22 protein-coding genes, 1 tRNA gene and 1 riboswitch are annotated in these 25555 nt (G+C 53.2%); of the genes, 4 read left to right on the top strand and 19 right to left on the bottom strand.

From position 1 onward, the window contains the following. Positions 1-672 precede the first annotated feature (672 nt). From sufB to JE47_RS0108095, 6 genes are all read right to left on the bottom strand, one after another. The gene (gene sufB, locus JE47_RS0108120; RefSeq protein WP_031459275.1) at positions 673-2088 is read right to left on the bottom strand and encodes a Fe-S cluster assembly protein SufB; all 1416 of its coding nucleotides are present in this window, start codon (positions 2086-2088) and stop codon (positions 673-675) included. Between the two features lie 25 nt (positions 2089-2113). Beyond that, positions 2114-2506: a Fe-S cluster assembly sulfur transfer protein SufU gene (gene sufU / locus JE47_RS0108115; protein ID WP_031459274.1), complete on the bottom strand. Its 393-nt coding sequence runs from the start codon at positions 2504-2506 to the stop codon at positions 2114-2116. A 12-nt stretch (positions 2507-2518) separates the two neighbouring features. After that, positions 2519-3757 (bottom strand): cysteine desulfurase, encoded by a 1239-nt coding sequence (locus JE47_RS0108110; RefSeq protein WP_031459273.1) that lies wholly within the window; start codon positions 3755-3757, stop codon positions 2519-2521. Between the two features lie 122 nt (positions 3758-3879). Next, positions 3880-5094: a Fe-S cluster assembly protein SufD gene (sufD, locus tag JE47_RS0108105; RefSeq protein WP_031459272.1), complete on the bottom strand. Its 1215-nt coding sequence runs from the start codon at positions 5092-5094 to the stop codon at positions 3880-3882. Between the two features lie 11 nt (positions 5095-5105). Next, positions 5106-5885 (bottom strand): Fe-S cluster assembly ATPase SufC, encoded by a 780-nt coding sequence (gene sufC, locus JE47_RS0108100; RefSeq protein ID WP_031459271.1) that lies wholly within the window; start codon positions 5883-5885, stop codon positions 5106-5108. Positions 5886-5912: 27 nt separating this feature from the next. Beyond that, positions 5913-6590: a helix-turn-helix transcriptional regulator gene (locus JE47_RS0108095; RefSeq protein ID WP_031459270.1), complete on the bottom strand. Its 678-nt coding sequence runs from the start codon at positions 6588-6590 to the stop codon at positions 5913-5915. 506 nt (positions 6591-7096) lie between these two features. Here JE47_RS0108095 and JE47_RS0108090 point away from each other — a divergent pair. After that, positions 7097-7360: a hypothetical protein gene (locus tag JE47_RS0108090; RefSeq protein ID WP_031459269.1), complete on the top strand. Its 264-nt coding sequence runs from the start codon at positions 7097-7099 to the stop codon at positions 7358-7360. Positions 7361-7560: 200 nt separating this feature from the next. On the opposite strand, the gene JE47_RS0108085 is transcribed toward JE47_RS0108090, so the two are convergent. From JE47_RS0108085 to galT, 11 genes are all read right to left on the bottom strand, one after another. Further along, the gene (locus JE47_RS0108085) at positions 7561-8775 is read right to left on the bottom strand and encodes an AAA family ATPase (RefSeq protein WP_031459268.1); all 1215 of its coding nucleotides are present in this window, start codon (positions 8773-8775) and stop codon (positions 7561-7563) included. A gap of 193 nt (positions 8776-8968) precedes the next feature. Further along, positions 8969-9817, bottom strand: coding sequence for a hypothetical protein (locus tag JE47_RS0108080; protein ID WP_031459267.1), 849 nt, complete (start codon positions 9815-9817; stop codon positions 8969-8971). Continuing rightward, positions 9810-10595, bottom strand: a complete 786-nt coding sequence (locus JE47_RS0108075) for a class I SAM-dependent methyltransferase (RefSeq protein WP_031459266.1) — start codon at positions 10593-10595, stop codon at positions 9810-9812. The genes JE47_RS0108080 and JE47_RS0108075 overlap by 8 nt, the downstream gene beginning before the upstream one ends. A gap of 53 nt (positions 10596-10648) precedes the next feature. Beyond that, positions 10649-11797: a glycosyltransferase family 4 protein gene (locus JE47_RS0108070; RefSeq protein WP_031459265.1), complete on the bottom strand. Its 1149-nt coding sequence runs from the start codon at positions 11795-11797 to the stop codon at positions 10649-10651. A 57-nt stretch (positions 11798-11854) separates the two neighbouring features. After that, positions 11855-11929, bottom strand: a tRNA-Cys gene (locus JE47_RS0108065). Between the two features lie 106 nt (positions 11930-12035). Further along, positions 12036-12572: an aminoacyl-tRNA deacylase gene (locus JE47_RS0108060; RefSeq protein ID WP_081910004.1), complete on the bottom strand. Its 537-nt coding sequence runs from the start codon at positions 12570-12572 to the stop codon at positions 12036-12038. A gap of 3 nt (positions 12573-12575) precedes the next feature. After that, positions 12576-13412, bottom strand: a complete 837-nt coding sequence (locus JE47_RS0108055) for a sensor histidine kinase (RefSeq protein ID WP_051871100.1) — start codon at positions 13410-13412, stop codon at positions 12576-12578. A 262-nt stretch (positions 13413-13674) separates the two neighbouring features. Next, entirely contained in the window at positions 13675-14811 is a 1137-nt protein-coding gene (gene metX, locus JE47_RS0108050) for a homoserine O-acetyltransferase MetX (protein ID WP_031459262.1), read from the bottom strand. 62 nt (positions 14812-14873) lie between these two features. Beyond that, the gene (locus JE47_RS0108045; RefSeq protein WP_031459261.1) at positions 14874-16169 is read right to left on the bottom strand and encodes a homocysteine synthase; all 1296 of its coding nucleotides are present in this window, start codon (positions 16167-16169) and stop codon (positions 14874-14876) included. A gap of 101 nt (positions 16170-16270) precedes the next feature. Then, positions 16271-16382, bottom strand: a riboswitch (SAM riboswitch). Positions 16383-16605: 223 nt separating this feature from the next. Further along, positions 16606-17619, bottom strand: coding sequence for a HAMP domain-containing histidine kinase (locus JE47_RS0108040; RefSeq protein WP_031459260.1), 1014 nt, complete (start codon positions 17617-17619; stop codon positions 16606-16608). A gap of 136 nt (positions 17620-17755) precedes the next feature. Beyond that, positions 17756-18751, bottom strand: a complete 996-nt coding sequence (gene galT / locus JE47_RS0108035; RefSeq protein WP_031459259.1) for a galactose-1-phosphate uridylyltransferase — start codon at positions 18749-18751, stop codon at positions 17756-17758. Between the two features lie 519 nt (positions 18752-19270). On the opposite strand from galT, the gene JE47_RS0108030 reads away from it, so the two are divergent. The 3 genes from JE47_RS0108030 (at position 19271) to JE47_RS0108020 (ending at position 23158) form a co-directional block, all read left to right on the top strand. Further along, on the top strand, positions 19271-19951 hold the full coding sequence (locus tag JE47_RS0108030) for a FadR/GntR family transcriptional regulator (protein WP_031459258.1): 681 nt from the start codon (positions 19271-19273) through the stop codon (positions 19949-19951). 77 nt (positions 19952-20028) lie between these two features. Continuing rightward, a complete protein-coding gene (locus tag JE47_RS0108025) occupies positions 20029-20787 on the top strand; it encodes a sulfite exporter TauE/SafE family protein (protein WP_031459257.1) in 759 nt (252 codons plus the stop codon). A gap of 478 nt (positions 20788-21265) precedes the next feature. Next, positions 21266-23158 (top strand): hypothetical protein, encoded by a 1893-nt coding sequence (locus tag JE47_RS0108020; protein ID WP_152556022.1) that lies wholly within the window; start codon positions 21266-21268, stop codon positions 23156-23158. A gap of 257 nt (positions 23159-23415) precedes the next feature. Here the strand turns inward: JE47_RS0108020 and JE47_RS0108015 are convergent, their stop codons facing one another. Together JE47_RS0108015 and JE47_RS0108010 are read right to left on the bottom strand one after the other, a co-directional pair. Further along, positions 23416-24435 (bottom strand): 3-oxoacyl-ACP synthase III, encoded by a 1020-nt coding sequence (locus JE47_RS0108015; RefSeq protein ID WP_031459255.1) that lies wholly within the window; start codon positions 24433-24435, stop codon positions 23416-23418. A 124-nt stretch (positions 24436-24559) separates the two neighbouring features. Next, positions 24560-25552: an NAD-dependent epimerase/dehydratase family protein gene (locus tag JE47_RS0108010; RefSeq protein ID WP_031459254.1), complete on the bottom strand. Its 993-nt coding sequence runs from the start codon at positions 25550-25552 to the stop codon at positions 24560-24562. Positions 25553-25555: the final 3 nt, after the last annotated feature.

The following is a 25555-nucleotide window of genomic DNA, read 5'->3' as shown; positions in this document are numbered from 1 at the left end:
TCTCTTCCCCTGGGAGCGCGGGCCTCCGGCTCGCATCTTCCCCTGGGAGCACAGACCTCCGGCCCGCATCTTCCCCTGGGAGCACAGACCTCCGGCTCGTCTCTTCCCCTGGGAGCGCGGGCCTCCGGCCCGCATTTTCCCCTGTGTGAATGAACGATGGTGCATTCTGTCAGCTACCCCACTCCCCTTCTCCCACGCTTGCAGGGGGAACCAGCACCGTCGGCAGGATGATACACGGTTTGCACAGACAGGATTGGTATTAGAGCCAGTACCGTGCATCTGCGACCATGGTGTTCGTGGACTAACGTTCTGTTCCGCCATCCGCCGCACGTTCCCCTTACCGGTCAGGCAGCGCCAGGCGCTATGCGTGACGGGTTAGGTGAGCGACGTTCACCCCGCGCTGCACGTTTCCCCTTCCTCTCCCCCACGAGGAGAGGAAAAGGGCCAGGGGGAAGGGGAGAGCCGCCAGGCGTGCTCCGCAGCACGGATACCGGACACGTTGGACACCCCTTCCGTCACTGCGAGCTGCCGGCCTGCATCACCTGCCAACGGTCGATGTGGACATCCGCCTGCGCTTCTAAATTGTACATTCAGTGTCTTGCGACGGGCTACAAACAATCTGAGCGCTCCCACACCTTGGGAGCGCCCCTCGTCACCCTTCCAAGCCAGAGACTAACCTACTGACCCTTCCATCTCAAGCTGGATGAGCCGGTTCAATTCAACGGCGTATTCCATCGGCAGCTCGCGAGTGAACGGCTCCATGAAACCCAGCACAATCATTGAGAGTGCGTCCGACTCAGAAATGCCGCGACTCATCAGATAGAAGAGCTGTTCGGCGCCAATACGACCCACGGTCGCTTCGTGTGCCAGTGTACACCGATCCTCCTCGATCTCGATATACGGAATAGTATCCGAGGCCGAATGCTCATCGAGGATCAGTGCGTCACAGTTGACGTTAATCTTCGCACCATAAGCCCCCGGTGCCACCTTAGCTAGACCACGGTAGGTCGTCTTGCCACCATCTTTGCTCACCGATTTGTTGGTGATCCGTGATGTTGTTTCGGGGGCGAGGTGGATCATCTTTGCACCGGCATCCTGGTGTTGGCCGCGACCGGCGTAGGCAACCGAGAGCACCTCACCACGCGCCTTACGACCCATCAGGTAGACCGAAGGATACTTCATTGTCAGCTTCGAGCCGATATTGCCATCGACCCACTCCATGCTGGCCTCTTCGTAGGCCACTGCCCGCTTGGTAACCAGGTTAAAGATGTTGTTTGCCCAGTTCTGAATCGTGGTATAGCGGAACTTACCACCCTTCTTGACAATCACTTCAACCACCGCCGAGTGGAGGGAATTGGTGCTGTAGATCGGCGCGGTGCAGCCCTCGATGTAGTGAGCTTCCGCACCCTCATCGATGATGATCAGCGTCCGCTCAAACTGACCCATTCGCTCGGCGTTAATGCGGAAGTAGGCTTGCAGCGGAATATCGACCTTTACCCCTTTCGGTACATACACAAACGAGCCGCCTGACCAGACAGCAGTGTTGAGAGCGGCATACTTGTTGTCAGCAGCCGGCACAATCGTCCCAAAATACTCTTTGAAGAACTCAGGGTATTCCTTCAAAGCCGTGTCGGTATCGAGGAAAATAACCCCTTGTTTTGCCCACTCTTCGCGCAGCGAGTGGTACACTACCTCTGATTCATACTGCGCACCAACACCGGCCAGAAACTTCCGTTCGGCTTCGGGAATACCCAGCCGCTCGAAGGTGTTCTTGATCTCCGGCGGTACAGCGTCCCAATCGGTTTGTGGGCGCTCATTTGCACGCACGAAGTAGTGAATATCATCGTAATTGAGTTCGGCCAGTTCTGGGTTCGCCCACATACCGACCAGTGGTGTCGGCTTCTTGTTGAAAATCTCGAGTGCTCGCAAACGCCGCTTGAGCATCCATTCCGGCTCACCCTTCATGCCGGACAGTTCGCGTACAATGCGCTCATTCAGACCTTTCGGTGCTTTATAGACATAGCGCTCTTCCTGGCGAAAGCCATAGCGCGAGTAATCAAATTGTAGATTGATAGCTTCAGCAACCACGGTAATTCTCCCTTTCTAGTGATGCTTATATATCCTCATCCTCGTGATCCACTCCGTACAATCCGGCTTTCAATGCCTTGAGTGAAAGCAGGGCACATTTAAGCCGGGTTGGGTTGTGAGCCAGCGGAATCCCAATGAGTTCAAGCAGGTCATCTTTGCTGATTTGTTTAGCTTCCGCGACCGACTTCCCTTTAATGGCCTCAGTCAGCAGCGATGCGCTGGCTTGACTGATCGCGCAGCCGCGACCGGTAAAACGTACATCGGTGATCACATCGTCGGCAATGGCCAGTTCGAGCCGAATCTGGTCGCCACAGAGTGGATTGCGCTCTTCGCGCACAACCGTCGGCGCCGGTAAATGACCGAAATTCCGCGGATGACGGGCATGGTCGAGGATTTGTTCACGATAAATGTCATCCATGTTGCTACTCCATCAGCCAAAAATTTTCCTGGCCTTGTGCAAACCGGCAACCAGCCGATCAATTTCCTCTGGCAGATTGTAGAGGTAGAAACTGGCTCGTGTCGTAGCCGGAACGCCAAGAACCCGGTGTAACGGCTGTGTACAATGATGCCCGGCGCGTACTGCAACCCCTTCCTGATCGAGAATGGCTGCAACATCGTGGGGATGAACGCCTTCAAGACTGAAACTTACCGCACCACCGCGATCAGGACCGGCAGGTGGCCCATAGATGGTAAGCCCTGGCACTGTTGATAGCCGTTCGAGGGCATACGCAGTTAGCTCCTGTTCGTGCTGATGAATGGCTGCTAGTCCCACCTCTTGCAGATAATCGGCGGCTTCACCGAGCGCAATCGCCTCACCGATTGCCGGTGTACCGGCTTCAAACCGTGCCGGTATGGCGGCAAACGTGCTGTGGTCCAGTTCGACCACATCAATCATTGAACCACCACCGAGAAACGGCGGCATCGCGCTCAACAGTTCACGCCGACCCCAGAGCACCCCAATTCCGGTCGGGCCACACATCTTGTGGCCGCTAAAGGCCAGAAAATCAACACCCAGCGCCTGTACATCGACTGGCATATGCGGCACACTCTGCGCCGCATCGAGCAGGACGTGTGCCCCAACCGCTCGTGCACGGGCGACAATCGGCGCAACCGGATTAATCGTTCCAAAGACGTTTGATTGATGCGTAAAGGCAACCAGCTTTACTCGTTCATCGAGCAAACGGTCGAGATCATCGAGAACCAATCGTCCCTGACCATCGAACGGCAGGTAGATCAGTTCGGCGCCGGTTCGTTGAGCCAACAACTGCCAGGGCACAATATTCGAGTGATGTTCCATCATCGTTAGCAAAATGCGGTCACCGGCCCGAATATTGGCTCCTCCCCAGGCATACGCGACCAGATTAATAGCTTCGGTCGTGTTACGCACAAAGATGACCTCGCGCTGGCTCGGCGCATTGATCAACCGTGCCAGTTTCCCGCGTGCCCGCTCGTAGGCAAACGTTGCCTCTTCACTCAGCCGGTAGACACCACGATGGACGTTGGCGTTATAGCGCCGGTAATAATCTTCCAGCGCTTCGATCACCCGCCTTGGCTTTTGTGATGAGGCTGCGCTATCGAGAAAGGCTAGCGGTTTCCCATGCATCTGCTGCTGCAAGATAGGAAACTCGCGTCGCAGCGAAAGTACATCAAATTGGGATAGAATAGCCATATCGATGACCTTACCTGCCACCGATAGGTATCGGCGTCAGTCTATGTGGCACAACACCTTGTTATCAGGGCTGCCGATCAGGGGGTGCCGCAGACCAAAAGAATGCCTGCGGCGCCGAACCGTCAAATCTTGGCCGCAATCTCGGCAGTCAGCTCTGCCCGCAGCTCTTCCAACGGGATTGTCTCAAGGGCTGGCTCGAAGAAGCCCATGACAATCATGCGCTGTGCTTCTGCACGTGGAATCCCACGTGTCTGCATATAGAAGAGCTGCTCTTCATCAATATCACCGCTGGTTGAAGCATGACCACCCTTAAGCACATCGTTGGTACTAATCATCAGACCAGGAATGCTATCATTACGCGCTTTTGGACTGAGATGTAGGGCGTGCTCTTCCAAACGGGTGCTGGTTCCCGCAGATTCATGCTCAATCTTGATCATACCGTCGAACACACTGTAGGCAGTATCATTCACTACCGTCTTGAACTGCATAAAGCTCTCACAGTTGTGCCCAACGTGACGCATCCATGGTGCAATCACCAGATTCTGGCTATCAGACGCAAATGTTGCCCCCAACCAATTTAGTCGGGAACCATTCCCTACCAGCGTGGTTTCAGCTTCAATATGTTGTACCTGACTACCGAGGTTTATTGACGTCCATTCCAGATTGGCATCACGCTGTAATATCGCACGCTGTCCGGCCAGGTGGTAAACCCCAGCACCCCAATGCTGGATACTGATAAACCGGACGCTGGCACCATCACCGACAAAGATCTCGGTAATCGGGCCGGCAAACGAACCGGCACGCAGGTCAGGTGAGGTAAACTCCTCGATCAGCGTCACACTCGCTTGTGGTTCGATAATGACCAGGGTGCGCGGGAAGATCGCGACTCCATCGGCGCCGAGAGTGTAAATCAGGCGCAGTGGCATCTCAATCGCCACACCCTTTGGTACGTAGAGCAGCGCACCATCTTGCCAGAGTGCAGCGCGGAGTGCGCTAAATTTATGCTTCAACGGCTCCACAGCCGTATCAATATAACGTTGAATCAGCGCCTCGTGGGTATGGAGAGCGGCAGCCAGCGTTGTAAAGACGACACCCTGCGCGCTTAAAGCAGGATCCCATTGAATGGCTGTCGCGTGCGCACCATCAGAGGGTGCAATCGTCGTTGGATCGAGTTTGCTCAGGTCGGTACGTCGCCACTCTGGTGGACTCATCTGGGCAAACGTGATCCATGCCTCACGCCGACGTTCCGTGAGCCAAACCGGCTCACCGGCTGCTTGCGAACGGGCAACAACAAAATCGGCGCTGATCTCATTCAGGGTAGGCAGTGTAGTTGTCATGCACGTCTCCCTTATGCCGCACCGGTCAGCTCTTCACGGAGCCAGTCGTACCCCTTCTCTTCCAGCTCTAGCGCCAGCTCGGGGCCACCCTGGCGAACAATCCGTCCATCTATCATGACCGACACCACGTCGGGTTTGATATAATTCAGCAAGCGTTGGTAGTGCGTGATGACCAATACCCCCATATCTGGGCCGGCCATCCGATTCACCCCATTTGCAACAATCCGAAGCGCATCGATGTCAAGCCCTGAGTCGGTTTCATCGAGCACGGCCAGTGATGGCTTCAACAGCATCATCTGCAAAATCTCAAGCCGCTTCTTTTCGCCACCACTAAAACCATCGTTCAGATAACGACGAGCAAAGCTCTCGTCCATTTCAAGCATATTCAGCCCTTCGCGCAACAATTTGCGGAACTCGGCTGCCGAAATAGCCGTCTCTTTCGGGTCTTTTCCCTCTTCAGCGCGGTGCGCGTTGATTGCCGAGCGCAAGAAATTTGCGACTGTCACTCCCGGAACGGCCACCGGATACTGAAATGCAAGGAATACCCCTAATCGGCTTCGCTCATCCGGTTCAAGTTCGAGCAGGTTATGACCTTTGTACCAGATTTCGCCACCGGTCACCTCATAAGCGGGATGCCCGGCAATAATGTACGACAACGTGCTTTTACCGCTGCCGTTCGGCCCCATAATGGCGTGGATCGTGCCCTGACGAACCGTCAGATTGACACCGCGTAAAATCTCTTTATCGCCGATACGGGCATAGAGGTCTTTGATAACTAGATCGTTGCTCATGGACTCCTCATCATACAGAAAACGAAACTACACGTTAGACCCTGAATCAGCGGCCGCTGGTTCCGTCATTAACGGAATATCCTGCGGACGCAGCACGAAGCGGCAGTTATGCGCGCCGGACCGAATGGTATCTTCGAGCACCAGCTTCTCGCCTAACACATACTCGATCATCCGCCGCTCCATTGAGCACACTTCTGGGTAATCGGCTGCAACATCGTAGTACGGGCATGCGAACAGGCGTAACACATCGCCTTCCGGATCAATCTCGGCCGGTACCCCGCGCTGTTCGAGTAATGCCCGCAGCTCGTTCAGCCGTGCAGCCACATCGGCACCGGCCATACGGTCGGCATACTCACTCGCCAGACGCTGACTGACCCGGTCGAGGAGTTGCTCAACTTTTCCTTCCCCTTCCAGCTCGATCAACTCGCGCAGCAATGTGCTGATTAGGCGGTCGTACTGTTTAGGAAAGGATTTCTGAGCTTTTTCAGACAGACTATACACTAACCGCGGACGCCCCGGCCCATTCCGCTCACTGGAAACCTCAACCATGCCTTCAGCCTGCAAATGCACGAGATGATCGCGCACTGCGGTCGTACTAACACCGAGCAAATCGGCCAACTCTTTGACCGTGGCCCGCGCATGGCGTTGCAAGTGGCGCAAGATGATGCCGGCTGGACTGTCGGGCGAATAACGTGTGGTATCCATAGTCGCACTACTCCGAACTACTACTGTACAGTCTACCAGGATTTCAGGCTATTGTCAATAAAAAAACTAAAAACCTTTTTTATTTGTCTATCGGCGGGAGATAATGAGCCGCCAATCGGACGGCTTGTCGGTACCGTTCATCTGTTTCCATTGGTTATTTCCCGGTGCAACGTATTCTGATCGTGATCGCACGAGCTGGTTGTTCCAGGGGTGATCCGTTTAGTTTCTACCTGATACCGCTCTCGTCGAGGAAGACGACGCCCCTTCCGTAGGTTGGTTCACCAACTGCGCCTGCTCCTGCAACAGGATATTTCGGATTGGCTCTCACAAGTGACTGTTGAAAGAGTCATGCTCGGACATTTTGCAAAAGTGTAATTGTGTAATTGACATTACGCGAAATTTGTCCTACACTACAAGTGTGCCCAACAAACCGGGACAAACGATAGCGATGGGTGACCGGCGCCACGGTCACCCGCCGCTCTACAACAAACAAAGGAGTAGATAGTATGCGCTGGGAGTACAAGGTAGTGTTTGTCGAAGCATGGCAGCGTGTTTCGGTCGAGGGCAAAGAGAGCTATCCAGAGGCGGGTGAGCGGAATACCGGATTTGCCCGTCGCTTTCTCAACGGGTTAGGTGCTGAAGGCTGGGAAGTGTGTGGTGTGCAGCCAGTGATGCCAGGGCGCAGCTATATTATGCTCAAGCGACCGCTTGCCGAAGGTGCTGAACCCGACTTGTCGGTGGCGCGTCGCCCAAACCCTAACGCACCGTGATCGTGATGAGATGGTCTGATTGCTTGTAGAAGGGCGCACATAGTGCGCCCTTTTCTATGCCGTGTTGCCGATCAAGTGCATACCGCGCATGCGGTCAATCGCGTCGGGGTGCCCATGCATCGACTTGTCACCACCGTTCGATATGGGGGCATTCTGTAATACCCAGCCAGCGATAGGAACGATGGATTTTTGATCAACCCTTACCGTTCACCAAACAGCGGATCGCGACGTGGAGTTACACGAGGGCCGCGTGTGGTAAAGATACCACCCTCAGCGGCGTTGCTCCGTTCGTGCGTCAGACTCACACTAGGTGGCTGCGGGCCATCACTCTGCCCAACCGCAAGCCGTTGTAATTCGCGTTGGCGTAACTCCTCTGCCCGCTCGATCAATTCCGGTGCTTCGGCATAGTAAAACTGAAGGGCCTGACCATGCTGGTCAATGCCGGTATAGCGTAGCTCAACAAGGCTACCGGCTGGAATGCCTCCTGAAGCAAGTAAGTCGGCCAGCGGGGCTTCAATGTCTTTTAAAATACGCTGACGCAGCGGACGAGCGCCAAAACGTGAATCGAACCCTTTGTTGAGCAGATACTCTTTGGCTTCGGGGGTTACCCGTAATTGGATTGCATAGCGGATATACTGCTGGTTACATTCAGCAATCATCCGATCAAAGACCTGGCTGAGCGTGTCGGCGGAAAGGGGACGAAAGGCGATAATCTCATCAAGCCGGTTAATCCATTCCGGCTGAAACACTTTCTGTAATGCTTCAAACCCAATCTGGTAGATTTCGCGACCGGTTGCTTCAACGTCCTTGTGCGGAGTACGGAACCCGATGGTTCGCCGATCAAGAAAATCAACCATCTCTTTGGCGCCAACATTGGTGGTGAAGATAACAATGCTCTGTTGAAAGCTCACCCGACGGCCACCATTGAGCAGCAGAATCTCGCCGTCTTCCATCACTTGCAAGAGGAGATTCCACAGTTCTGGCTGACCCTTCTCAATTTCATCAAATAAGACTACACTGTTCTCTTGTTCGATGATGTCAGGGTTGAGAAGAGGTTTCTGATCACGCCCGACATAGCTTGGTGGCGCGCCGACCAGAGCACTTACTTCGTGGCCCTGACTGAAGAGCGAACAGTCAATCTTAAGAAACGCACTGCCGTCCGGGCGCAGGAGTTCGGCCAGTGCGCGTGCAGTTGCCGTTTTACCGACACCGGTAGGGCCGAGGAAAAGCAGGGTTGCGCGCGGGCGGCGTGAATTTCCGGCTGAAAAGCCAAACCGAGAACGGTTTAGGACGCGAATGACACTTTCAATTGCCCGTTCCTGCCCGAAAATCTGCTCACGTAGCCGTTTTTCGATCACATCGAGAGGGTTTTTGTCGCCACGAACTGCCAATTTCATTGGGTGCTCTTCGCTCATAACGCCTCCCCTTACAGCTTCCGGCGCATCAGACTGCGCCGCTACCGGTGCCGGGTGAAGCGCTGCATTGTTGCGGCGCAGTGTGGCGTAGCTCTCTCACCCGTGCAGGGCCGTTTCGGCATCCTAAACGATTATTGATGCCTCTATTGTATCACCACCTGCTGGATTGTTGTTGATGATAAACAAACTGTTATCAACGCAGCCATGCTAGCGCGGTCGTGACGACGATGATCGAATAGAAGAGGAGTGCGAGTGGGAATCCACCTAGCAAAATAATCAGCCCAATGTATGGTAGTGACCCACAGGCATAAGCCACACTCACGACGATCATCAGCATGCGCCCCCGTTTACGCCCGGTCGCCCAGTCGATCAACCGTGAAAGGGCATTGCCGGTCATTGGCCCGAGCAGGAAGGCCACAATGAAGCCGAAAAATCCTGCCCAACCAATAACAACCCCTGCCACAAAGGTCACTATCAGGGCATAGATAAGTGCGACCACTCCGGCAATCAGGAGTTGAGTTGGCCCAACCTGATAGTTTACCGGTGTGCGTTCACGCGCACATTCCGGGCAGATGTGCCCCACAGGTGTGGCGCGGGCGCATTCCGTGCAAATTGGCCGACTACAACTGGTGCAACGCAGCCCGGTTTCACGCTGTGGATGGCGGTAGCAGACCAGGCTTTCTGCGATTGTCTCGCTTAGCGGTTGTGGCGGTTCTTCAGCGGCAATTGCCTCATCGCGCTCGCGAACCTGAACACCGGTCGGGGCGAGCAATTCGCCGGCAGCCAACCGTTCCTCAATATGAGTAAGGGTTGCCCTGGCTTCAGGATGGTCGGGTTCAATGGCCAGTATACGCAACAAATACTCACGTTTATCACGGTACGGCCGCACTGCGGCGGCCATACCAAGCAGGGCTTCGACATAATTGGGGTCTAGCTCAAGCGCCTCGCGAAACCGTAACCGCGCCGTCACCGTATCACCGGCAATCAGCGCTGCTTTTCCGGCTGCGGTCAGCTCGGCGGCAGTGATTGTTGACTCAGTCATGGCGCCTCCGCAGAACGAAGAAATAGCAGGGGCCATCTTCCGGTGCTGGCGCTTCGTAAATGCGACGTAGAATCGGCTCCCACAACAGGTTAGGCGTAAATGGTGGGGCCAGCAACCAGCGCCCGGTCAAGGCACGAGTTATCAAACTCGGTGCACCGTAATAATGGCTCACATCAAACAGCTTTAACGCGGCATCGGTCAGGTACGGGCGACAGACTTCGACGGTAAAGCCGGCTCGATCAAACCGTTTGCTCCACTCGGCGCGGCTCAGGGTATTATAATGGTACGAGATGCGATTAAACCAGCGTCCATATATGTTCCCATCTAACCCCAACCGATGTAGCAACCAGGTACCTAACAAGGCATTTGGGAAACGATCTCCCACGACCGATGCGACAAAGAGGCTGCCTGGCCGCACGACTCGTGCAATTTCACGTAATGTCTGATCGAGTGGCACGACATGTTCGAGCACGCAATTCGAGATCGCTGCGGCAAACGATTGATCAGGAAACGGGAGCGCCGCGCCGTTGGCAACACAGAGACCGGTATAAACGCCGCGCCGAGCCGCTTCGTGGGTGTCAGCCTTACGCGGATCAATACCGACAATCCGTTTGTTGGGTAATGCAATTTGAACGAACGTCCCATCACCCGAACCAATATCAATGATCGGTTCCGGTAGATCGGGTGCCAGTTCGGAAAAAAGACGGGCTTCTATCGACCGGATCATTGCCCGGTGGATTGGGAGTGTCAGTAAATGTGGTCGTAAATAATCGGGCATACTTTACATCGCGCTGTTCAATGTCTTCTGAGGGTATTGTACCGCGTTCATGCTCAACTGGCGACTCCGAGCTGGCGAAAGAGTCGCTCATATTCGATAACAGTGCGTTCAGTGCTGAATAATGCTGCAATGTCCGCACGCGGACGCACATAGTGCGCACGATGGGCAATGATTTCCAAAATAGCATCAGCCAGCGCCACCGCATCACCAACCGGAACCACCTTCCCCATTCCGGTCATGAGAGGTGGCTGGCGTACTCCTGGCAGATTGCTGGCGACGGTGGGGGTTCCACAAAGCATCGCTTCCACCTGCACCAGACCAAACGTTTCGGTTGAATTCAATGATGGAACGACCAGTACATCAAGGTTGGGAAAGAAGGCTGCCATCTCTTTAGGGCTAAGGATACCGAGAAACGTCCAGTGATCGCGAAATCGATCAAGCAGCGGGGCAAGTCGGCGGGCGTATTCTTCTTCACCCAAAACGTGCTCGTGTTGACCGGCAAAGAGCACTCTTGCCGTTGGGTAGACCGCTAGAATCCGTGGCAATGCCTCAAGGAGCACCTCCACTCCCTTTTCGGCTGCTAGCCGGGCGGCCATCCCAATCACCGGTCCCTGCAAGTTCCAGCGTCGGCGGAACGCTTGAATTTCCGTTTCTGGAATATCGGCCACTTCGACCGGTGGGGGAATGATGGTTACTTTGTGCTGCCATCGCCGCAGATAGGGTGAAGAGTCGGCGAAATCCTGGGTGTAGGCAACAATTCGCGTTGCTAGGGCTGCGGCGATCTGATTGGTAACGTTGACAACCCGATTCGCGATCTGGTTCAGCAGACCCGGTGGTAATTTCAAGTCGCTATGGTAGGTTAGCACAACTGGTTGTTTGAGGATACGTCCGCGCAGAGCCAGACCAGGGGCATCGAATTGCGGTAGATGCAGGCTCATTGCATCGTGCTCCAGTGCGAGCCGTGTGGCCAGCCAGCCGAAGGTGGGCATGATCACACCTTTGCTGACCCGAGCGAGGACTGGCGCCCGCATGATACGCACCCCATCAATCCATTCCAGCTTTGGTAAGCTCGGATCGTATTGAGAGGTCAGAACCGTCACATGATGACCGCGACGGACTAATCCGCGGGCCAGTCGCTCAACGTAGATGGTAAGACCACTGGTATAAGGACGGTAATAGGTCAGGGCACAGAGAATGCGCATATTTGGGTTTTGAAACAAAGAACGAGAGGTAAGAAACCTCTCGTTAGCAGAACAACCTGGAGGCGACGGCGGGAATCGAACCCGCGAATGGCGGTTTTGCAGACCGCTGCATTACCACTTTGCTACGTCGCCACCGCTCATATTCTAGCACAGTACTGCTAACCTCGCAACTATGGTGGTGATCGATCTACCTTTCACCCATGGGGATACTTGATGGGCTGCTCGTCTCGCTCACTCTTCACTCTTCGCTACTCGCTTTGTTGCCACGGTCATGGAGGTAAGGAACGTTGCAAACTTCTCCATGGCGGAGAGCGATCGCCGCAGTTGTGGCATCTACGACCTTCACCAGATCGGTTGGCGCCAGACCGATCATGGTACCACGTTGACCGGCATTGACATAAATACGCGAATGATCCAGCGCCGACTCGTCGAGGTACGATGCCCAACGTTTTGTCGTTAACGCCAAAGCTCCAATTCCACCGATTCGTAGGCCGGTGAGTCGTTCGACCACTTCACGCGGAACCAGGTCGAGGTGTTTCACACCGACGAGTGATGCCAGTCGTTTGAGATGAAGCTGACAATCTGCCGGGATCATTGCCAGCAGTGGGCGCGTTCCAGTACCACTGACAACCAGGGTTTTGAAGACATGCGCTGCCGGCACGTCAAGAGCTGCGGCTACTGCTACTGCATCTGGCGCGGATGGATCATATTTGTGGATGGTATAAGGAATGCTATAACGTTCGAGTAAACGCATTGAATTGAGCTTCTCGGCCATAGGTTACATTGTTTCTGTCTCGATAAGGGGAATAGTGATAAAAAAGGTTGTCCCTTGTCCTGGCTGGCTTTTCACCGCAATCAGTCCTCCCATACGATGACAAAGTTGTCTGGCAATGGCCAGTCCAATACCTACGCCGCCGGAGCGTTGGGTGAGCGGTTCTTCAAACCGCGTGAATGGCTCAAACAAGCGATCAAGCTGGGCCGCACTCATTCCAATGCCGGTATCGCTCACGCTAAGGTTCAACATTGCCGAGCCATCGGCATGCTCTTGAACAGCGACGGTCAGTTTGATTTCACCGCGATGCGTGAATTTTACGGCATTCTGCAACAGATTCAACAAAATCCGTCGCACTTTGTCGCGATCGATGATAATAATCTTGCGTGGATCAACCTTCAGGTCAACAATCAGGGAATTCTGCTGAGCCTGTGCCAGCGGAGTTATTGTGTTTTGTACCTCATCAACCAGTAAGCTAATCGGCCATCGTCCGGGCACAATTGTAACATCACCGGCTTCCAGCCTGGCCAGCTCGATCATATCATTGATCAGATGCAATAGTTGTTCGGCTGCTCCACGCATTCTGGTCAGTTGATCTTTCGCCCGCTCCGGAGATAACGTACCTTCTCGAACATCTTCATAGAGCAGCTCACAGTATCCTAGAATAGTTGTTAACGGTGTGCGCAATTCGTGACTGATATTGGTGAGAAACGCGCTCTTGGCGCGAGCCGCTGCCGAGGCTGCCGTTTGCGCTTCGAGCAGTACCCGTTCCAATTCTTTGCACCGCTGCACCTGAGCGGCTTCGTCATGATGATCTGCATGATTCGGCTGAAGTTCGGTCATGCCCGCCAGAATGAACTATCCTTCCCATTCGATGTCATCTGAATACCGAATTACTGCCTATAAGAGAGAAGGATTGCTGCGATAAAAACAAGACAAACATGTAACGCCAATGGCATATTGGCGCTGCCTGGGAATTTCAGCCGTAGTAACGGGTTGCACAAAAAATCACCGTCCAGTATGTTTGCCAGCCAGCTTTCATTATACGCTGTCAGATAGTATTTTTACAAGGGGAAAGAGAGTAAAAGTTTTGTTAATATAACATCTATTCTTTCATCAACTGTTCAAGGAAATCACGAATCAGCACACTCTGTGCTGTTGTATCGGTCAAGAACGCATCGTGTCCGGCATCGGTTGTGATCAAGTGAGTGGTGAATGATCGACCGACACTCTGGGCTGCGGCTGCCATCCGGTACGTTTCGGTTGGGGGGTAGAGCCAATCACTACTGTAAGCCAGTGCCAGGAAGCGAGCACGCGCCAGATCGAAAGCCGCTTCCAGGGAACCGTAGCGTGCGGCCAGATCCCAGCTATCCATTGCACGAGTAATCACCAGGTACGAATTGGCGTCAAACCGATCGTTGAAACGGGCCGCTTGATGTTCAAGATAGTGTTCAATAGCAAAGCGCGGCCCAAGATCGAGCGTCTCGCTGTCAACCCGACGGCCAAAGCGCTGTTCGAGCTTCTCCTCACATAGGTAGGTGATATGCCCAAGCATACGCGCCACAGCCAAACCATCACGCGGTGGTTCGCCATCGTAGTAATCGCCGCCTCGCCAGCGGGGATCGGCCATAATGGCCCGTCGTCCAATATAATTCCAGGCGACCGTCTGTGGGCTAGAGCGGGCACTGGTCGCGAGCAAGATCGCACCGCGTACCCGTTCCGGGTACTCCACTGCCCAGGCCAGGGCTTGAAACCCTCCCATCGAGCCTCCTGCAACCGCCAGGAGGGTATCTATCTCCAACGCATCGATCAGACGTTGTTGGGCACGCACCATGTCTTCAATCGTAATAATGGGAAAGCGCGAGCCATAAGGCTTTCCATCCGCCGGGTGTGGACTCGAGGGGCCGGTTGAACCACGACAACCGCCGATCACGTTCGAGCAGATAACAAAGTAGCGATTCGTATCAAACGCACGTCCCGGCCCGATCATCGCATCCCACCAACCCGGTTTGCGGTCGGTAGGATGATGGTAACCGGCAGCGTGGGCATCACCGGACAGTGCATGCAAGATCAAAATTGCATTTGAGCGATCAGGTGCTAACTCACCGTATGTTTCGTAGGCTAACGTTAGTGGACCCAGTGTGGCGCCACTAGTCAGCTTCAGCGGGGTGGTCCAATACATGCGTTGAGTACGTACAATACCAACCCCTTCTGAGATTGGCGCATGGCTCAGTGCTTCCATCCAGATACTCCTTGCCGGACAGATCGCAGTGACACCATTGTCAGTGCGATCTGTCGCGGCCCCTATGAAGGTGTTCCGGCCAGTGCCTGATCGAGATCGGCAAGAATGTCGTCAATCGTCTCCAATCCAACCGAAAGCCGCACATAATCGTCGGTGACACCGGTTAATCGTTGCTCTTCCGGTGTTAACTGGCTATGCGTCGTTGTAGCTGGATGGATTGCGAGGCTCTTCGCATCGCCGATGTTCGCCAGATGCGAGAACAGACGAAGCCGCTCGATAAAGATACGACCGGCAGTGCGGCCTCCTTTCAGTCCAAAACCGACGATCCCACTCTGGCCGCGCGGTAAGTACTTCTGAGCAAGGGCGTAGCTCGGATGGCTGGGCAGACCAGGATAGTTGACCCACGCCACTTTGGGATGTTCGCTCAGGTAGCGAGCCACTGCCAGGGCATTTTTACTGTGCCGTTCCATCCGCAGGGGCAGGGTTTCCAAACCTTGCAAGAAGAGGAAGCTGTTGAACGGACTAAGCGCTGCGCCAATATCGCGCAAACCTTGCACGCGAGCTTTGATGATGTAGGCCAGATTGCCAAAAGCCTGAGTGTAGATCAAACCGTGATAGCTTGGATCGGGACTGGTGAATTCGGGAAACCGTCCGCTGGCAGCCCAATCGAACTTTCCGCTATCAACAATGATCCCACCGATGGCGGTACCGTGACCGCCAATATACTTAGTCGCTGAATGAATAACGATGTCAGCCCCGTGTTGAATCGGCTGCCATAGATACGGTGTCACGGTGGTTGCATCAACAATCACCGGCACACCCTGGGCATGCGCAATCGCAGCAATTCGCTCTAGGTCAAGCACATCGAGGCGCGGATTCCCCACCAGCTCGAGGAAAAAGGCTTTAGTACGACTATCAATTGCCGCCGCAAAACCGTCATAGTCACGCGCATCCACAAAGCGAGTCGTGATTCCCAATCGTGGCAGCGTATGGCGGAAGAGGTTGTACGTGCCACCGTAGAGGTCCGACGAGGCAACAATATTATCACCACTACCGGCCAAATTGAGGATCGCCAGCGTTTCGGCAGCCTGACCCGACGATAATGCTAGCGCTCCCACACCGCCCTCCAGGGCCGCCATCCGCTGCTCGAAGACATCGGTGGTTGGATTCATGATTCGGGTGTAGATGTTGCCGAACTCTTGCAGGTTGAACAGACGAGCAGCGTGATCGGTGTCCTTGAATTGATACGATGTTGTGGCGTAGATGGGTACTGCCCGCGAGCCAGTCGTTGGATCGGGAATTTGCCCGGCGTGGAGGGCAAGTGTCTCAAAACCGGTAAAGCGTGGAGCATCGGACATGACAACCTCCTCAGAATAGCTAAGCCAAATTGCAGGCAACAAAAACGCCCTCAACTTACGATGAGGGCGTGAAATCATTGCACAGGGCCATTCTTCCACGTCGCTCATCTTCCAGAACACTTCTGCCGGACTTAGCACCGTTCGTATGCGGCGACGCATACGAGGGTTGCTGCGGTTTCAACGGGCCGGTCCCTCCACCGCTCTGGATGAGTGCGTGTACGTTGTTGAGGTACAGTTATGGTGTCGCCTGCACCATACAGTATCGGTAATATAAACTATGCGACGCGGATTTGTCAAGTATCTTTGCAGCGTTTTCACTCCATCCGACAGTGATGAGCTGAGAGAGGGAGAGAGAAACTCCCAAACCGGCCGACGCAGGTGCAGAGGGGCGCAGCTTTCGCTTCCGACGGTGGCCTAGGCTGGTAGGACTTCTTGACTACGGCGCAGCAATCGGCCAATGAAACCAGGCGACGAAGAGATCACCGTGTGGACGGGCGCCAACATAGCCGCCGCCAATTGCCGCCGGGCCGTTGGGCAAGCCATACGCATTGGCGACCAGCTCGGCGCAAATGGCTAATCCGAACCCGTGCCCGCTGCTGCCGTCGCTACTGAAGGTAAACCCACCGTAAAACAGATCGCTCCATTGCAGACCGAACCGTTGCTCAAGCGCCGTGCGTTGTAGCAGATCAATGCGATTAGCAACGACAATCCGTAGTGAGGGTGTTTCACATTCAAAGATAGGGAAAATGCCAACCATTACCCGCCGGTCAGCGCTGTGGCGTGTAGCATTGTTGATCAGGTTGTAAAACACGCGATCAAGCGCCGAAAACTCAACACAACGGTCAGCAACCACACCATTATAACGGGCATCAACCGTGATACTGGCCTGACCATCGGGTAGACGGTAATCAGCGTGTTGCCACTTTTCAAGCAGCAGATCGACCCCGTGTGCACGTAACTCAATGTCGCGGGCAGTACGTACCGGATCAAGATCGGGTAAACAGTTGCGCATGATCTTCAGATGATCGCGAATCAGTAGATATATGCGCTCGATGTCATCTGGTCGTACCTGACCAAGTTCGATAAGCTGCAATTGCAGAGCTAGCGCCTGGAGCGAACCACCACGTAAGTCGTGGAGAACCTGGCCGAGATGGGCATCAGCCTGATGCAGTGAAAGATTGCGCAGTTCGTGCATCAAATCATGCCAATGCGTTTCTTGCAGTAATTGCTGCAAACGATGGAGATCAATCTGCCGTTGTTGATCAAATTCGGCAAAGATCGTGAGGAGGGTCTGATACAATTCCCGTACTGTTCTCTGTATGGTTTCAGGCAACTCGTGAATACTGGCGCTACTGCGGCTGCGCGTAAAAGGATCGTGGCGAAGGAAGGGCAGGTTACATGGCGCGAGAGCCTTGACAGTTTCATCGCTAAGTGGAAATGCGCCAGACATTTTAAACTCCTGGGTTGTGTCATCAGTACAACACTTCTTATCTCATAGTGTTGAACGGTATTATAACCGATTTTAGATGTTCACTGACAAGACATATAATTGTAAATATGTACATCCTGTCACACAGTATGTCACGTTAGTGATTATCACGAAGAAATGCGGCACAGGCTTCAGGAATACTGGGATTAATAAAAATGCCGCTCCCCAGCTCGAAACCGGCCATGTACGAGAGACGCGGTACCACAGCGAGATACCAGTGAAAATAGCCATTTTCAGGTTCTTTAGCTGGTGTTGAACGGAGCACCAGATTAAAATCAGGATCGTTCAACCGGTGGTATAGCCGAGAGAAGACTTCACGAATTGCATCGGCCAAACCATCCAGCTCTGGCTCGGTGATATGGAAGAAACTGGCTCGATGTCTGCGTGGTAAAATCCACATATGAAATGGTGAAGAAGCTGCGTAGAGGACAAAAGCAACAAACGCATCATTCTGGTAAACGATACGCTCACGCTGGGTCAGTTCATCGTCTAACATCGCGCAGAAGACACACTGACCAGTATCATCAAAAAAACGACGTGCTTCTTCAATACGATGACGAATATCGCCCGGTACAACCGGTACCGCCATAAGCTGGCTGTGCGGATGTTGGAGCGATGCCCCTGCTCGTTCACCGTGATTCTTGAAAATGACAACTTGCTCGATGCGCGGATCACTGCTCATCGCCAGACCACGGTTCAGATAGGTTGCCAGTATCAAACGTATCTCGGCGTGACTCATCAAACCAAGCGTAGTATTGTGCTGCGGATGTTCGATCAACACTTCGTGGTAGCCATAACCGCTTAACGTGCGTCGTACCCCCTCAAAGTGACGAACAACCGGCCCGTGTTCGTGCAGCGCCGGGTACTTATTACGCACAATGCGTACCTGCCATGGACCGGTAGGCGGGTAACGATCAACTTCCAAGTCGAGTTCCTCGTTCCCTATACAAAAGGGGCACTGCGGGTCGTGAGGTGGACGTTCAGCAGTCGGCGGTTGATGACGAGTCTCGGTAAAGGTATTGGGACGACGCGCACGTTCGCTGGCGATGATGACCCATTCGCGGGTCGCGATATTTTGCCGTAATTCGGACATGCAATCTGCTCCACAGCGGACTTTAGGCCGCAGCATCGCACTGTAGGATGTGATGTATTGTAGCGATGATAGGCTGTATCGGCAAGTGATACCGCAGTAACGGTGTATCACGCTATCGTTACAATACAGCAATCGACGAAAGGCAAAATGACGGTATACCAGGGCTGTTCAAAGTTCTTCTGACCATCGTTCGTTGAAAGGGGTCGATCCGATCCTTCGTACTGTGATGATAGGTCGGAAAACACCCTCTCGCTCATTCCTCATGTTATACCTTCAGGCAATTGACAGTTCGAGAGCCTGAGCCACGCGCTCGCCGACGCAAAGGCGCCTCATTCCTCACTATACCTTCAGGCAATTGACAGCCTACTCTGATACGCATACAATGAAACATCAGATGATATGATCTTTTAAAGACATCCAAACTGTCGTTTAACCAACAACCTTCATCGTTCCGCACATCCCGCGTGATGAAGGAGATTGTACGCGGGAGTATGCAGACAAACTGCTTAGGAGATGATAATGTCGATCAAGCATCAACGATTGGTCGAACAGGTCATTGACCACTTACGACAACAAATACAGACAAATGTTTATCCGGTCGGGAGCAGGTTACCACCAGAACCACAGCTCATGACCCAACTTGGTGTCGGACGTTCGACCATTCGGGAAGCGATTCGCGCCCTGGCTCACGAAGGTCTGCTTGAGGTCCGGCAAGGTGATGGTACCTATGTGCGCACCGTAACAACGACCGCACCATTGGCTGTGCGATTACGGCAAGCCAGAGTCCAGGAAGTCCACGAAGTACGACGTGCGCTTGAGCTGGAGGTAGTGGCCCTGGCTGCCGGTCGGCGTAGCGATCACGACCTGGACATGATGCGACAGTGGTTGGCAGCTCGCACGGCAGCGCTGAAAGATGGCGATGTTGCCACCGCTCTTGCCGCAGATATTGAACTGCACTGCGCTATTGCTAGAGCTACTCAAAATGAAATATTGAGCGATCTCTACCGGGTATTTGCCGTTACCTTGCGTGACGCGCTTGGCGTTCTGTGGGATGTTACGACTCCATCGAGTGATGATCATTCCCATGCTGATCTCGTTGCCGCGATAGAATCCGGTGATTCAGAACGAGCAGTAGCAGTCGCACGCCAGATTCTGGTCTACCACGAAGCAACGATCTATCGATCTTCAAAAGGAGGGTAAAGGTGCTAACCGGTACGTGATCGCGTGTTGTCTCCATCAAACATCAGATCATCAGATGTTATGAAAGGTATGCCTGTATGGAACTGTTGGATTTTGGTTTAATCTTTGGTGCAGCCCTCCTCGCCGGTGCACTTAACGCGATTGCCGGAGGCGGCAGTTTCATTTCATTTCCTGCCCTGCTCGTCGCTGGTGTGCCACCCATCATTGCAAACGCTACAAATGCATTCGCTCTCTGGCCAGGAACATTGGCCAGCACCAGGGCATATCGGCAAGAATTACAAGGTCAGCGGCGAGACATCGTACTCTTCAGTGGGCTAAGCCTGATCGGTGGTCTGATCGGCGCACTTCTCCTCCGCTACACTGATGAACGGCGTTTTACCGCTCTGATCCCCTACCTCTTGCTCTTTGCAACCCTAGTTTTTACCTTTAGTCCACAGATTACCCGCCTGGCTCAGCGGATAGTGGGCACGAGCGGAAACTATCAACGCAGGCTCGTTGCCGTTGTATATATAGCTATTGCGATTTATGGTGGTTTCTTTGGTGCAGGGCTAGGAATTCTGACTTTGGCGGCGCTCGCGTTACTCGGCTACGACAACATCCACCAGATGAATGCCTTGAAAACGTTGCAGGCATCGCTCATCAATGGCATCGCCGTTATCACGTTTGTCGTAACAGGTCTTATTGCCTGGACGCCAGCGCTCGTCATGACGGTCGGTGCAATGATCGGCGGTTACGGTGGAGCAGCGATTGCCCGTCGTATTCATGCCGGACGAATCCGTACCATAGTTGTCTGGCTAAGCATTGGCTTAACGATCTGGTTTTTTGTCCGTAGCTGATCAGGATATCTGATACTGTACTTAACTCTAGCGCAATATTTCTTCCGCAAAAAACTGACTACAATGGTGGCAGAGGACTGCAAACTGAGCGGACTTGAAGCCTGTCTTCTCTACACTAATTGAGGTCCCCATTCCTGAGGAACGCTACAGAAAAAATGGACAGACAGAGCGACTTGAAGTATACTTCGCCTCTGAAATCACACAACTCTTGCCAGGTTAGGTGAAGGTGTTGTCTTCACCTACACCTATCTGATGAGATAGAACCTGCAAGCGCTTATCTGAGAGGGGGATACGGGTTGTTTCCATTTGGCATCCACGAGATTGGATAATGTTCCTCATCAAAAGACATACTCTGAGCTTACCTCTCGCTGCTGGCCTGAGAGTAATGCTATAACATTTGGCTAAAAGCGTCTATATGCCTTATCTAGACCGCATCAAAATGTTGGGAACTATACATTTACGTATCGGTGAGACTCCTGTGACTATTCCACTTTCGCTCCTCAGGACATTTGCTCTTCGCTATCTTTCAGTCGTATTTGCTGTATTCACACTGTTCATTATCGGCTACCCGGTACATTATAGGATACCATTCAGTATTCCGATAGAACTCTATTCGCGTGGTGTTGGAGAAACTGAGTTTGGTGGTGGCAAGACATTTCGCTGGTTCGCAACAGATTCATCCATTACTTTTTCAGGTCTAGATCGAGCATCACACATCTTAGTAATGAATCTGCATGACGGAATTTTACAGCGACAATTAACAATTAGGCTAAACGAAATAACTATTGCTCACTATGATGTACGGCCATCCTGGCAGAAAGTATATCTTTTGGTTCCAGAAACACAGATCACATCTTACATTGATACACTTACATTGAGCATTCCTCCTCTGGATCCGGGTAAAGACACGTATTTTGGTATTGCTGTGTCCAGCTTGTCAATTCATCAAATTGACAAAGGGACTCCCTCTCTTTTTGTTATTTTGGCTTTGATCGGAATTGCACTTAGTATAGACTTCCTTGGATACCTGACGAGGCTTAATACAGCAGATCGCACCTGGGCTGTATGGTTAGGGGTATTCCTTTGCGGTTATACCCTCGCCAACTGGCGTCTGCAAACAATGGCGCTGTTCCCGATCTGGTCGAACATGACTCTGCTTGCAATCTTCATTGCCGGTCTCCTGCGAGCGTATGTGATTCGCCGGCAAATATCGTCACCCTGGTTCGCAAGGGTACTAATGCTTTCCCTCATGCTTTTCGTGCTTCACGCCACGACCCTGAATGCACCTGCTTTCGTTGACATTGATCATCGGGCCAGGGCAAATCATGTCTTACAGATCGCAGCCGGAAATGCTGCTGCTGTTCAAGCCAGATTGTCGAATCAGTACGAATGGGGTATAAGCTCTGTACCTTACTCATTGCTAAGCTACTATTTTTTTGTTCCTCTTGCAACATTCCTGCCATCAACACTGTCAATGACTACTGGATTGAAAATAGTGGTGAGTCTCATCAATGCGACCATTCCCTCCTTGCTTTACGGTCTTATGGTCAATGCTAGTTATAGTCAACGAGCAGGTTTTTTGGCAAGTGCGCTCTGCATTGGTTTACCGGTGCAACATATCTACTTCCATGATGGTAGCTACCCGACGATTATAGGTTTGTGGTTTACCGTACTGACCATTTTCGTGATTCAGGTGTTTGAACGACGGTCGGCCTGGTCGTGGATTGGATTCCTGATAGTAACTGCACTTATCGTCATTTCATTATTGATCTACGTCATGCATATTGTATTCTTACCCGTGGTGTTAGGGGTAGCTGCCCTGATCGCATATGCACACCCAGCACTGCGCCCAACAAGTTATCGATTATTCTCAGTAGTCGGCATTAGTATCATCATCGCAATCCTTCTCTATTACGGACAATTTATCCTCCCTACCGTTTCAGCAGTTATCGATCGCCTTCAAGCGAGTACGCGAGTCGGTCACGATTCGCTTCCATCGCCTCTTGTTGGTTCTTTTCTCGAACAAGTATGGGGTCACACTCGCTTACTTCCAGTTGTATTATTGCCGATAGGACTATTCCTGATGTTTCGTAAGGGACTAAACATACACCTGGCAATGATGAGTGGCTATGTGGTACTCTTGATCATTGGCTGCCTGGTCGACACACAGTTCAGCCTGTGGAATAAGCACTGGTATTTCTGTCTGCCGGCGCTTGCGATCTTGCCAGCAATCGCCCTGGATTCTTTCGTCCAACGAGGCTTTGCCGGGCGAGTGATGACAGCAATACTCGTAGCTTTTTTAATCTGGGAAAGCACCCTGGCCTGGTTACTGCGGGCGATGATCTACGAATGGTCACTGCGAACACTGTGAAAGTTATAACTGGAACTCAGGCTGTGCAAGTCCCTGCCGGGCGATGAATGGGTTTTCTGAAACAAACATTCTTCACCGCACTATTTTTGCGTGCTGGCGATCATCCGTTCCGAAATCACCATTCATCGCGCAGAGAAGTTTCCGTATGCGTAGAACGGGTATTTGTCCGCAACCTGTACTGAGAAACCTAACGTGACCTTATCGCGTGGCGATGAACATTCCACAGCAGGAAGAGGACGACCGCCACACTTGTTACCTCACCAGGTCACACTCATCATCGAACAATTGAGACCAGAACCAATACCAAGCAGACCTACATGATCACCCGGCCGCAGCCGTCCTGCCTCTGCGGCTTGGGCCAGTGAGATTGGCAGAGCTGCCGGTCCGATGTTACCGAGTGTCGGAAAGTTAAGGAAGAGTTTCGCAGGCGTGATGTTTAACGCTTTCGTTACGGCCGCCATGTGGCGGGCGCCAACCTGATGCGGTGCGTAGAGCGCGATCTGGCGATCACTCCAATTGGGCAAGGTCTCTTGAGCCAGACGCCAGGTTGCCGAAGCCAATTCAACCCCAGCGTGCATCAGTGCGCTGGCATCGGTTTTCATATAATCGGCCTGGCCTAAACAGAGATGATTGTACTGAGTTGCCGCTAGCGTAACAACCCCGTTCAGGCGATGCCCACTATGCGAAAAACGTTCGTGGGTGAGCAACATAGCCGCCCCACCCGACCCCAGCGTGAGCGTGGCAAAATTGTCGCGCAGGTCTTGTTTCGTCGTTTCTGGCCGACGCAAGCGGCGAATCGTCGCCATTACCGCGTCTTGCGAACCTTCCCCGTCAACGATCAACGCATAGTCAATGGTACCGGCATCAATCATCATACCGGCAATGCTCATCCCAGTAAGAAAACCGAGACAGGCGTTGCGCACATCGTAGTTGATCGCCCTTGGTGAAAGGCACAGATTGCGGTGAACGAAGCAAGCGGTTGAGGGTTCGAGGTAGTCCTGACAAACTGAAGTATTAATCAACAGACCAATGCGTTCGCGATCAATCTCAACTCGCTGTAAAAGCTGTTCGGCTGCCATCGTGGCCACGGTGCTAGGCAAGGTTCCCTCATCCCAGAATCGCCGTTCGCGAATGCCCGATAGCGCCTCTAGCTTTCCCCTTGGAAACCGTAACCGTTCCATTGTTTCGGCAATCTGATCTTCAATCCAATCGGAGGTGATCCGATGCGGGGCTAACACATAACTGATCGCTTCAATCATGACATGCTTGAATAACACCTAAGCCTCCCTACCATTTCTCATCAGTCTTTCTTCGAATTGTTTCGCGTTTGTCGCAGTCGGCGATCCACATATCCAAAGTCACGCACGCTACCCAGTGTTTGTATATACATTTATACCTCAGCTATACCTCAGCGAATTGTGCAAATGTGCGTTGTAAACCTTCTTCAATACTGATACGCGGCACGTAGCCAAAATCATGGCTGGCCGCTTCATGGCTAAACCAATGCGAATGGCTAAGTTCGTGCACCATCAGGCGCGTGAGGGGTGGTTCGCCACGTAGACGCAGTGTAGTGTACACGAACTCCAGTGCGGTTGCCAGTCGGTAGGCAAGATCAGCCGGAATCTTTCCCCGTATCGGTGGGCAGCCGGCATGACTAAGGATGATCCCGATAAACTCCCAGAGATTGACCGGTCGCTCCTGACCGATAAAGTAGGCGCGTCCGCGCAGAGGCGAACGCTCACTCAGCGCTGCCGCTGCTAACACATGGGCTTCAGCTACATTTTCGACATAGCTGACATCAACCAGATTCATACCTTCACCGATTTGAAAGAGCATCCGTCTCCGTGCTCGACGGAGCAGGCGCGGGATGATGTGCGGGTCGCGTGGTCCCCAGATCAGATGGGGCCGGAGTGCAACTGTTGCGATTTCGGTTTGGCCGAGCACATACCGTTCGGCAATCGCCTTCGTTTGCGGATAAGGGGCAAGGTAACGTGTAGGATACGGCAGACGTTCATCACCGCCGTGGATGTCGTCGTCGCCGATGACAACAGACGGAGTCGAGGTGTATACCAGTTTGGGCACTCCGGCCCGGATCGCTGCTTTCACAATGCGCTGAGTCGCGCTGACATTTGCCCGGTAAAAGTCATCGTAACGCCCCCATAAACCGGCTTTCGCCGCCACGTGAAACACTGTTGTGACACCCCGCATAGCCCGCGCCAGCACTGCCGCTGCTTCAGGCAACGATAGATCGGCCTGGAAGGTTTCAACCCCCTGTGCCTGCAATTCTGGATAGGTTCCACGACCGATAACCCGGACATGATCGCCACGGGCCAGCAGATGTTCGACAATATAACGCCCGACAAAACCATTTCCACCGGTTACTAATGCGATCATAGC

The sequence above is a fragment of the Chloroflexus sp. MS-G genome (assembly GCF_000735195.1).
GTDB lineage: Bacteria > Chloroflexota > Chloroflexia > Chloroflexales > Chloroflexaceae > Chloroflexus.
Note: the sequence above shows the minus strand (reverse complement) of the source record. Positions and strands in the feature narration are given on the sequence as shown.

Excerpts from the sequence above, each read along its gene's own strand:
- JE47_RS0108010 (WP_031459254.1), bottom strand. The coding sequence starts at position 25,552 with ATGATCGCATTAGTAACCGGTGGAAATGGTTTTGTCGGGCGTTATATT.
- JE47_RS0108095 (WP_031459270.1), bottom strand. The coding sequence starts at position 6,590 with ATGGATACCACACGTTATTCGCCCGACAGTCCAGCCGGCATCATCTTG.
- galT (WP_031459259.1), bottom strand. The coding sequence starts at position 18,751 with ATGTCCGAATTACGGCAAAATATCGCGACCCGCGAATGGGTCATCATC.
- JE47_RS0108070 (WP_031459265.1), bottom strand. The coding sequence starts at position 11,797 with ATGCGCATTCTCTGTGCCCTGACCTATTACCGTCCTTATACCAGTGGT.
- JE47_RS0108080 (WP_031459267.1), bottom strand. The coding sequence starts at position 9,817 with ATGACTGAGTCAACAATCACTGCCGCCGAGCTGACCGCAGCCGGAAAA.
- JE47_RS0108055 (WP_051871100.1), bottom strand. The coding sequence starts at position 13,412 with ATGACCGAACTTCAGCCGAATCATGCAGATCATCATGACGAAGCCGCT.
- JE47_RS0108045 (WP_031459261.1), bottom strand. The coding sequence starts at position 16,169 with ATGTCCGATGCTCCACGCTTTACCGGTTTTGAGACACTTGCCCTCCAC.
- JE47_RS0108090 (WP_031459269.1), top strand. The coding sequence starts at position 7,097 with ATGCGCTGGGAGTACAAGGTAGTGTTTGTCGAAGCATGGCAGCGTGTT.
- JE47_RS0108025 (WP_031459257.1), top strand. The coding sequence starts at position 20,029 with ATGGAACTGTTGGATTTTGGTTTAATCTTTGGTGCAGCCCTCCTCGCC.
- JE47_RS0108040 (WP_031459260.1), bottom strand. The coding sequence starts at position 17,619 with ATGTCTGGCGCATTTCCACTTAGCGATGAAACTGTCAAGGCTCTCGCG.
- sufD (WP_031459272.1), bottom strand. The coding sequence starts at position 5,094 with ATGACAACTACACTGCCTACCCTGAATGAGATCAGCGCCGATTTTGTT.
- sufC (WP_031459271.1), bottom strand. The coding sequence starts at position 5,885 with ATGAGCAACGATCTAGTTATCAAAGACCTCTATGCCCGTATCGGCGAT.
- metX (WP_031459262.1), bottom strand. The coding sequence starts at position 14,811 with ATGGAAGCACTGAGCCATGCGCCAATCTCAGAAGGGGTTGGTATTGTA.
- JE47_RS0108060 (WP_081910004.1), bottom strand. The coding sequence starts at position 12,572 with ATGGCCGAGAAGCTCAATTCAATGCGTTTACTCGAACGTTATAGCATT.
- JE47_RS0108110 (WP_031459273.1), bottom strand. The coding sequence starts at position 3,757 with ATGGCTATTCTATCCCAATTTGATGTACTTTCGCTGCGACGCGAGTTT.
- sufU (WP_031459274.1), bottom strand. The coding sequence starts at position 2,506 with ATGGATGACATTTATCGTGAACAAATCCTCGACCATGCCCGTCATCCG.
- JE47_RS0108085 (WP_031459268.1), bottom strand. The coding sequence starts at position 8,775 with ATGAGCGAAGAGCACCCAATGAAATTGGCAGTTCGTGGCGACAAAAAC.
- JE47_RS0108030 (WP_031459258.1), top strand. The coding sequence starts at position 19,271 with ATGTCGATCAAGCATCAACGATTGGTCGAACAGGTCATTGACCACTTA.
- JE47_RS0108075 (WP_031459266.1), bottom strand. The coding sequence starts at position 10,595 with ATGCCCGATTATTTACGACCACATTTACTGACACTCCCAATCCACCGG.